1 protein-coding gene is annotated in these 734 nt (G+C 75.2%); it reads right to left on the bottom strand.

The genetic code is table 11. From position 1 onward, the window contains the following. On the bottom strand, positions 1-734 hold a 734-nt coding region (locus ACYVE9_RS29465), incomplete at both ends, for an MFS transporter (RefSeq protein ID WP_461030929.1).

The following is a 734-nucleotide window of genomic DNA, read 5'->3' as shown; positions in this document are numbered from 1 at the left end:
GCCGCCGGACGGCTCCTTCAGCCTGTCGTGACCCGTCGTCCCGGGCTCCTGGGGACCGCGTTGCCCCGCCTCGCCCGGAGGCCGGGCGGTGGCGGGCCTCCTGCGCAGGCGCCGCACGTCGGGGACGAGCAGCACCGCCGCGGTGAGCAGCACGATCAGTGCGGAGCAGGCCCACAGTGCCGTGGACCTGCCCGCGACGTGCTCGGCCGGGCCGGCCAGGGCGGTCGCCAGCGGGACCAGCGCGATGGAGCCCAGCCAGTCGTATGCGGAGACCCGGGAGAACTTCTCCTCGGGGATCTCCTGGTGCAGTGCGGTCATCCAGGTGACCGCGAAGACCTCGAGCGTGATTCCGGTCGCGAACATCACCGCGATCAGCGTCCCGGCACCGACCGGGACGGCGAGCGCCGCGGAGGGCAGCGCCAGCGGGAAGACGCACAGCGCCCCGGTCAGCAGCAGCCTGTCGGGCCGCCAGCGCATCATCAGCACGGCGCCGGCCACCGTGCCCGCCCCGAACGCGGCGAGGGCCAGCCCCCACGGCCGGGGACCGCCGAGGTGCTCCTGGGCGACCTGGGGCCCGTAGACGGCTTCCGCGGCGGCCACCACGGCGTTGACGACGGCGAACTGCACCACCACCGACCACAGCCAGGGACGCCCCGCCACCTCCTGCCAGCCGTCCCGCAGGTCGCGCAGCGCGTCACCCGGCTGGGTGGTGTGCGTGGGCCAGTCCGGAACGG

The organism is Streptomyces sparsus, from assembly GCF_054776295.1.
This window is presented reverse-complemented; position numbering and strand designations above follow the sequence as displayed.